General features: G+C 68.9%; 5 protein-coding genes. 2 read left to right on the top strand and 3 right to left on the bottom strand.

What is annotated here, in order from left to right; translation table 11 throughout:
- Positions 1-6: 6 nt before the first annotated feature.
- The 3 genes from B1L11_RS06345 to B1L11_RS06355 form a co-directional block, all read right to left on the bottom strand.
- Positions 7-435, bottom strand: a complete 429-nt coding sequence (locus tag B1L11_RS06345; protein WP_142618032.1) for a DUF3052 domain-containing protein — start codon at positions 433-435, stop codon at positions 7-9.
- 141 nt (positions 436-576) lie between these two features.
- Positions 577-984 carry a YjbQ family protein gene (locus B1L11_RS06350; protein WP_079313602.1) on the bottom strand — a complete coding sequence of 136 codons (408 nt, stop codon included), beginning with the start codon at positions 982-984 and terminating at the stop codon, positions 577-579.
- Positions 985-994: 10 nt separating this feature from the next.
- A complete protein-coding gene (locus B1L11_RS06355) occupies positions 995-1,189 on the bottom strand; it encodes a DUF1918 domain-containing protein (protein WP_079313603.1) in 195 nt (64 codons plus the stop codon).
- Positions 1,190-1,756: 567 nt separating this feature from the next.
- On the opposite strand from B1L11_RS06355, the gene aceE reads away from it, so the two are divergent.
- Together aceE and B1L11_RS06365 are read left to right on the top strand one after the other, a co-directional pair.
- Positions 1,757-4,510, top strand: coding sequence for a pyruvate dehydrogenase (acetyl-transferring), homodimeric type (gene aceE, locus B1L11_RS06360; RefSeq protein WP_079313604.1), 2,754 nt, complete (start codon positions 1,757-1,759; stop codon positions 4,508-4,510).
- A 214-nt stretch (positions 4,511-4,724) separates the two neighbouring features.
- Positions 4,725-6,209 (top strand): serine protease, encoded by a 1,485-nt coding sequence (locus B1L11_RS06365; protein ID WP_179155002.1) that lies wholly within the window; start codon positions 4,725-4,727, stop codon positions 6,207-6,209.
- Positions 6,210-6,708 lie beyond the last annotated feature (499 nt).

A 6,708-nucleotide genomic window follows, 5' to 3' on the forward strand; every position in this document is an offset into this window, starting at 1 on the left:
CAATACTCAGCGGCGGGCCTTGGGGGCGACGAGCCTCGTGCCCGACCAGTCCCTGGCGGCGCTCACGCTGCTCGTCTGCGACAGCCCGGCGGTCGCCGCGTCCTCACCGATGTCGCTGGGCTCCACGTGGCCCTCGCGACCCGCCTTGGGGGTCAGCAGCCAGATCTGGCCTCCGTCGGCGAGCGCCGTCATCGCGTCGCTCAGCGCGTCGAAGAGGTCGCCGTCGCCGTCACGCCACCAGAGGAGCACCACGTCGACGACGTCGTCGTAGTCCTCGTCCACCAACTCGTTGCCGGTCAGCTCCTCGATGGACTGGCGCAGCGCCTCGTCGCAGTCCTCGTCCCAGCCGACCTCCTGCACCACCTGACCGGCTTTGAGGCCGAGTCGTTCGGCCAGGCCGCGCTCGTCCTGCGCCTGACCCGCGGTCGCGCTCACGTTTATCCCTCCTGCTTGGGGTGACCCCGCCCAGTTCTGCGGTTGTCCCGGCTCGTTGAGAGCCATGCTTCGGCACAGTCCACACGCTGCGACCCGTCGTCGTCAACGGTCGCCACGGCGGGTGACCCGCACCGTTATCTCTTAATCGGTCAAAAACGACAAACGAACACGCCTGTCAGGGTTGTCGACGTTGAGGTCGATCAGGGCGACCGACTGCCAGGTCCCCAGCGCCAGCCTGCCCCCGAGGACGGGAACGGTCGCGTACGGCGGAATGAAGGCGGGCATGACATGCGACCTCCCGTGCCCACGGGAGCCGTGCGCATGCCGCCACCGGTCGTCCGCCGGCAGCAGGTCGCCCAGGGCGGCCAGCAGGTCCTCGTCGCTGCCCGAGCCGAGCTCCAGCAGCGCCACGCCCGCCGTCGCGTGCGGGACGAAGACGTGCAGCAGCCCGTCTCCCCCGCACTCGCGCGCGAAATCGGCGCACTCCTTCGTTATGTCGTGCACGCGCTCGCGCGCGCCGGTCCGCACCTCGATCACCGTCGATTTCACATCCGCGATATTACGATTCGCGCTGAGCTGGGAGGACGACGGCGTCCGGACCGGGGAAGACGAGCGCTTCGTGCCCGTCCTCGTACCGCACCAGGAACGGCGGGCCGCCCCCGGGACCGCGGACCTCGACGATCACACCGTGCTTCTCGTGGTCGCCCACGACCGCACCGTGCACCACCAGACGGTCCCCTACCGCTGCGTGCATCTCGATCCCCCCTCTCTCTCCTGAGCCTGGTACGGCTATCGCCACCTGGAAAGAGGAGAAACCCCCCTCTCCACAGAGGGAGGGACAACTCATACCAAAACGTTACGCTGCCGACATGCCGCCTCCAGTCCCGTCCGCGCGACCTCGGTAATGCACCGCAGACGTGGAGACAGGCGAGGCAGACGGTTCCGGAGACGACGACGGGACGGCCACGACCGCGGCGGCGCGGCCACTTCGCCCGGCCTTTCGGATAGGGCGTGGTCAGGCCGGGTACGGAGGTTCCGACCAGGCACGATGTGACGCCGGCGACCTTGCGACGCCCCCGGCGGCGACCGGGAATGGATGGTGGGTAAAAATCGTCCTACCATCGGTGGTCTAGGCCAAGACCTGCCCCGCAGCCAGCGCGGACGGTTCGGTTACCGGGAAGTAGAGATGCGCTTTCCGGTGGGACGAGACAGGATGGAAGAAGACCGCAACGCCGCGATCGAGCGCTGACCGCATCGCAGCAGGCAACACAGACGTAACAGATCCGACGAGACAAAGTCCATTCTCGGAAGGCGAGACCCAGTGGCTTCCGGACGCCAGCGTTTTTCGATCATCAGTGACGGCCTACCCAGCCAGTTGCCTGATGTCGATCCGAGCGAGACCAACGAATGGCTCGAATCGCTCGACAACGTCATCAAGACCGAGGGCCGCACCCGTGCCCGCTACCTGATGCTCCGGCTGCTCGAGCGCGCCCGCGAACACCAGGTCGGCGTGCCCGGCCTGCGCAGCACGGACTACATCAACACCATCCCCCCGGAGCGCGAGCCCTGGTTCCCTGGGGACGAATACGTCGAGCGCCGCATCCGGGCCTACATCCGCTGGAACGCGGCGGTGATGGTGACCCGTGCCAACGCGCGGACCAACGTCGGCGGCCACATCGCCACCTACGCGTCCGCGGCCTCGCTGTACGAGGTGGGCTTCAACCACTTCTTCCGCGGCAAGGACCACGGGGAGTCGGGCGACCAGATCTTCATCCAGGGCCACGCGGCCCCCGGCATCTACGCCCGCGCCTTCCTGGAGGGCCGCCTCGACGCGGCCCAGCTCGACGCGTTCCGTCAGGAGCTGTCCCACGGGATCAAGGGCCTGCCCTCCTACCCGCACCCCCGGCTGATGCCGGACTTCTGGGAGTTCCCCACGGTCTCCATGGGCCTTGGCCCGATCGGCGCGATCTACCAGGCGCGGTTCAACCGCTACCTGCTCAGCCGCAAGATCAAGGACACCAGCCGCAGCCACGTCTGGTGCTTCCTGGGCGACGGCGAGATGGACGAGCCCGAGTCGCTCGGCGCGATCGGCGTCGCGGCCCGCGAGGAGCTCGACAACCTCACCTTCGTCATCAACTGCAACCTGCAGCGGCTCGACGGCCCGGTACGCGGCAACGGAAAGATCATCCAGGAGCTGGAGTCGTACTTCCGCGGCGCCGGCTGGAATGTGATCAAGGTCGTCTGGGGCCGTGACTGGGACCCGCTGCTGGCGGCCGACGTCGACGGCGTGCTGGTCAACCAGATGAACACCACGCCCGACGGACAGTTCCAGACCTACTCGGTCGAGTCGGGCGCCTACATCCGCGAGCACTTCTTCGGCGGCGACCCACGCCTGCGCAAGATGGTCGAGCACATGTCGGACGACGACATCCGCAAGCTGTCGCGCGGCGGCCACGACTACCGCAAGGTGTACGCCGCGTTCAAGGCGGCCCGCGAGCACGTCGGCCAGCCGACCGTCATCCTGGCCCAGACGATCAAGGGCTGGACGCTCGGCAAGGACTTCGAGGCGCGCAACGCCACGCACCAGATGAAGAAGATGAGCAAGGCCGAACTCAAGGAGTTCCGCGACCGGCTCTACCTGCCCATCCCGGACAAGGACCTCGAGGCCGACCTCCCGCCGTACTTCCACCCGGGCGAGGACAACGACGAGATCGCCTACATGAAGGAGCGCCGGGCGGCGCTCGGCGGCTACCTGCCCAAGCGGGTAGTACGCGCCAAGCCGCTCAAGCTCCCCGGCGACCCCGTCTACTCGGGCCTGCGCAAGGGCTCCGGCAAGCAGAACGTCGCCACCACCATGGCGTTCGTCCGCCTGCTCAAGGACCTCATGCGCGACAAGGAGATCGGCGCCAGGTTCGTGCCGATCATCCCGGACGAGGCCCGCACGTTCGGTGTGGACGCGATGTTCCCGACCGCCAAGATCTACTCGCCCCACGGGCAGACGTACGAGGCGGTCGACCGCGAGCTGCTGCTGTCGTACAAGGAGTCGACCGAGGGTCAGATCCTGCACGAGGGCATCAGCGAGGCCGGCTCTATGGGCTCGGTCATCGCGGCGGGCACGTCGTACGCCACCCACGGCGAGCACATGATCCCGGTCTACATCTTCTACTCGATGTTCGGGTTCCAGCGGACCGCCGACCAGATGTGGCAGCTCGGCGACCAGATGGGCCGCGGCTTCCTGCTCGGCGCCACGGCCGGCCGCACCACGCTGAACGGCGAGGGCCTGCAGCACGAGGACGGCCACACCCCGCTGATCGCCTCGACCAACCCCGCCGCCGTCGCGTACGACCCGGCGTGGGCGTTCGAGATCGCGCACATCGTCAAGGACGGCCTGCGGAGGATGTACGGGGAGCACCCCGAGGACGTCTTCTACTACCTGACCGTCTACAACGAGCCCTACCCGCAGCCGGCCGAGCCGGAGAACGTGGACGTGGACGGCATCCTCAAGGGCCTCTACCTCTACGCTCCGGCGACGGGCGACGGGCCGAAGGCGAACATCCTGGTGTCCGGCGTCGCCGGCCCGTGGGCGCTGGAGGCGCAGCGGATGCTGGCGGAGGACTGGGGCGTGTCGGCCTCGGTCTGGTCGGCCACCTCCTGGAGCGAGCTGCGTAGGGACGCCCTGGCCGTCGAGGAGCACAACCTGCTCAACCCCGACGCCGAGCAGCGCGTGCCGTACGTGACGACCAAGCTCTCGGGTGTGCCGGGGCCGTTCGTGGGCGTCAGCGACTACATGCGCGCCGTCCCGGACCAGATCGCCCAGTGGGTGCCCGGTGACTGGACCTCGCTCGGCACCGACGGCTTCGGCCTGTCCGACACGCGTTCGGCGCTGCGCCGCCACTTCCACGTGGACGCGGCCTCGATCACGCTGGCGGTGCTGACCCAGCTCGTGCGGCGCGGCGAGGTCAAGGCCGAGACGCTGCAGGAGGCCGTCGCTCGTTATCACCTCAAGAACGGGGTGACCGAGGTGTCGGCTCAGCAGACCCCGGAGACCAACGACACCCAGTCGATGGGCGTCTGATCCGCGGATCGTCCGGCGGCCCCCGTCTCGGCGGGGGCGCGTCGTCTCCGGCCCCCTCACCGCACCTGAGCGGCGCGAAAGCGGACTTGCAGTGCGGTACCGTCCGGTCCCAAGCCACCTCCAAGCAAGAAACAAGACCGTTCCATCACGCTTGCTGCCGTGGATGGAAATCTCAGGAAATACTTCGGCAGACTGACCGGGGGGGATGGCCGCGGTGGCGGCCCTCGCCCTGCTCGTCGTGGCCGCGCCCGCTTCGGCGGACACCGGGGACGAGGTCCCCGTCGGCACCCGGCTGGCCGCGCGCACCCACCCCGCCGTGCAGCTCACCAGCATCACGTACTCGGGCGAGGTCGTCGTCCCGAGCAGCCAGGCCAAGCAGGCCGCGTGGGACCAGCTGACCAACGAGGCGACCCAGGCCGTGCTCGCCGGCAAGATCCCCTCCGACGAGCGGAGCATCGCCAAGTTCTTCTTCCAGCGCGTGGCGGCCGACGTCGACCGCTATCTCCAGCCCGTCGGCCCGGAGCGCACCGTCAAGGCGCAGGTCGGCGGCATGTGCACGGGCTGGTGGGTGACCCCCGACGGCTACATGGTCACCGGCGCGCACTGCGTCGAGATGAGCAACGAGGAGCTGTCGCAGACCTTCGCGCAGCAGGCGCTGGAGAAGTTCAACAAGCAGGACGCGAAGGAGATGATCAACGCGCTGCGGAACTTCGAGGCCGACAAGGAGATGCTCGAACTCGTCCAGCAGATCTACGTCACCTTCAACAGCACCCACCTGGAGATCCGCGGTCTGCAGAAGAGCCTGTCGGTCCTGCAGAGCCTGCCCGGCGGCGGCGTCGACAAGACGGCCAAGGAGGTCCCGGCCGAGCTGGTGTCGGTCGGCGAGAGCTACCCGGGCAAGGACTTCGCGCTGCTCAAGGTCAACGGCCAGCAGAACCTGCCGACCGTGCCGCTCGGCGACGACGCCGACGTGCAGACCGGCGACACGCTCTACATCAGCGGTTTCCCCGGCCTGGTGACCAACACGCCGTGGTTCAGCCTGGAGTCCAAGCTCGACCCCGCGCTCACCGAGGGGCCGTACAACGCCAAGCGCAGCACCCAGGAAGGCGTGCCGTACATCCAGACGCAGGCGCCCTCCTACCACGGCAACTCCGGCGGCCCGGTCTTCAGCCGTGCGGGCAAGGTCGTCGGCATGCTGATCGCCGGCACCGTGAGCGAGAACGGCGAGGCGTCGGAGAACGAGAGCTTCGTGCTCCCGGTCTCGATCATCAAGGAGAAGCTCAACGAGAAGAACGTCAAGCCCTCCGCGTCGCTGACGACGACGAAGTACAACGAGGCGCTCGACGACTTCTTCCAGCGGCACTACAAGGACGCGCTGCCGAAGTTCCGCGAGGTGCAGGCGCTGTTCCCGGGCCACCCGTACGTCGCGAAGTACATCACCGACTCCCAGCAGGCGATCTCGTCCGGCAAGGACGAGACCCCGCAGCCGATGTGGCTGTGGATCGCCATCGGCGCCGGCGTGCTGATCGTGGTCGGCGGCGGTCTCCTGCTGCTGGTGCTCATGCGCAGGCGCAAGAAGACCCCCTCCTCGCCGCAGGGCCAGTCGCCCTCGCCCGCGTACGGCGGGCCCTACCCCGGGGTGAACGGCGGCGGCGGTTACCCAGCACAGGTCGGCGCGGCTATGACCGGCAGCCGGTGAACGGCCAGGTGCTGCCCCAGGGCTGGGCAGCCGCAGAGCCTGCCGCCGGCCAACGGCCACCAGGCCGGGCGGACGGCCGGAGGCTACGAGGCCCCGCGCCCGCGCGACTACGACGCGCAGCGGCCGGGCGGGGGCTACGACCCCCAGCGGCCCGACGGCGCGACGCAGTACGTCCGTCCCGCTCCCTCGCCCTACGGGCACCAGCGGCCGCAGGCCACACCGGGCCAGGACCCGGCCGACTCCAACGCGCCGGACGTCGCCGACCTGGAGCGGGAGATCGCCGAACTGCGCCGCCAGTTGCAGCACCGCCCGCCGGAGGCGTGACGAGAAGAGCAGGAGGGTGACGCCCCTCACCTCCTGCCGCGAAGGGCGTCGCCGCCGTGCGCCGGTGGGCGGCGGCCGCCGTACGGCCACCGCCCGGGGAGAGGTCAGCTCTCGGAGGAGAAGGCGGCGTCGAAGGCGGCGTCGGGTGGGGTGATGGCGTTGAGCGAGCGGATGT

The organism is Microbispora sp. GKU 823 (genome assembly GCF_002027145.1).
Taxonomy (GTDB): domain Bacteria; phylum Actinomycetota; class Actinomycetes; order Streptosporangiales; family Streptosporangiaceae; genus Microbispora; species Microbispora siamensis.

What these genes read in the sequence shown, in the direction of transcription:
- B1L11_RS06355 (WP_079313603.1), bottom strand. Translation starts at nt 1,189, where the DNA reads ATGCACGCAGCGGTAGGGGACCGTCTGGTGGTGCACGGTGCGGTCGTG.